Origin of the sequence: Synechococcus sp. H60.1, from assembly GCF_047462335.1 — a bacterium.
GTDB lineage: Bacteria > Cyanobacteriota > Cyanobacteriia > Thermostichales > Thermostichaceae > Thermostichus.
Genome location: NZ_JANSJA010000082.1, coordinates 1 through 1,230, shown reverse-complemented (window position 1 = coordinate 1,230; position 1,230 = coordinate 1). Strand labels below are relative to the sequence as shown.

Here is a 1,230-nt window from a genome sequence, read left to right as displayed (position 1 = left end):
CCAAGGTCTGGGGCCGCCTTTGTTTTCCTTCAGCTTTTGGGGATCAGCCGCTTGGGACAGGCGGCGCGGATGTGGGATTCGCTCAGATCGGGCATGAGGGCCAGGGCGCGTTGGGCATCGATTTGCGCTTCGCACACCGCCTCCAGCACCTGCTCGGCCATCAAGGAAAGGGGCATATCGGCGGTTTGCTCAGGATCGGTATCCTCTCTAATTTGTCGCACTCCCACCGGTGGGGGTGGCAACACCGGCGGAGCCGACTGGGGGGGCAAGGTGGTGGAGGTACCCACCTCCAACTGCGCTTCAGCCAGGGCCACACCGTGCCCTGCCACCAACAGGGATCCCAGCAGTAGGGATCCCCCCAACCTACCCATTTCTTGGCTGAGCGGGGCGCGCTTCTTTAGACCTTCTCCAAGGCCACCGCTGCCCAACCTCTTGCCCAGTGCTTCGCCACTCATCTTACCTCTCCAAAACCACCCCTTCGCTCAAGATATCCAACAAACCTTGAATTTGCAGTAGGCTATCGTTGGCTCCCAAACCGTTTGCAGACTCCCCTATGGCTCGTCTATCCCAAGAGCTAGCCCGATTTGCCTGCCTTCCCGCCAACCCAGAGCAGCCTGAGGGATCCCCACCCGTGGCGATCTGCATTGAAGAGATTCTCAAACTGGCGGGCGAGCGCAGCTTTGGCTTGTTTTTGGCAGTGCTGTCTTTTCCCTCGGCTTTACCTCTGCCGGCCCCTGGCTATTCCACTCCCTTTGGCGTGGTCATCCTACTGCTGGCCCTGCAAATGCTGGCAGGGCGAACCACTCCCTGGTTGCCACCATGGGTGCTGCAGACATCGATTGAACGGAAGCAATTGCAAAAGTGGGTGCAGGCCGGGATCCCATGGTTGCAGCGCATTGAAAAAGTTGCCTGCCCCCGTTGGCAACGAGTCTGCACCAGCCGCCTGGGCCAGGTCTGGCTGGGCACTTGGATTGGTTTGATGGGCATTTCCATGATCATTCCCGTGCCCGGCACCAACACCCTGCCGGCGATGGGGATCTTCGTCACCGCCTTCGGTCTCCTGGAAGAAGATGGGCTCCTCTGCAGCCTGGGATCCCTGATCTGTGTGGCAGGGGGGCTACTGACCACTTCCATTTTGGTGGGCCTGTGGCTGGGGGGAACGACTCTGTTGGATTGGCTGAGAAGATAGCGCCCTAGCAGCCCCTCTCCCGGAGGGAGAGGGGAGTTGGG

2 protein-coding genes are annotated in these 1,230 nt (G+C 60.3%); one reads left to right on the top strand and one right to left on the bottom strand.

Features of this window, described 5'->3' with window-relative positions; genetic code table 11:
• Positions 1-29: 29 nt before the first annotated feature.
• Positions 30-455: a hypothetical protein gene (locus tag NW852_RS04650; RefSeq protein ID WP_414371788.1), complete on the bottom strand. Its 426-nt coding sequence runs from the start codon at positions 453-455 to the stop codon at positions 30-32.
• Positions 456-553: 98 nt separating this feature from the next.
• Between NW852_RS04650 and NW852_RS04645 the strand changes: the two genes are divergently transcribed.
• Complete coding sequence (locus NW852_RS04645) at positions 554-1,189, top strand: exopolysaccharide biosynthesis protein (protein WP_414338292.1); 636 nt, start codon at positions 554-556, stop codon at positions 1,187-1,189.
• The last annotated feature ends 41 nt before the right edge of the window (positions 1,190-1,230 follow it).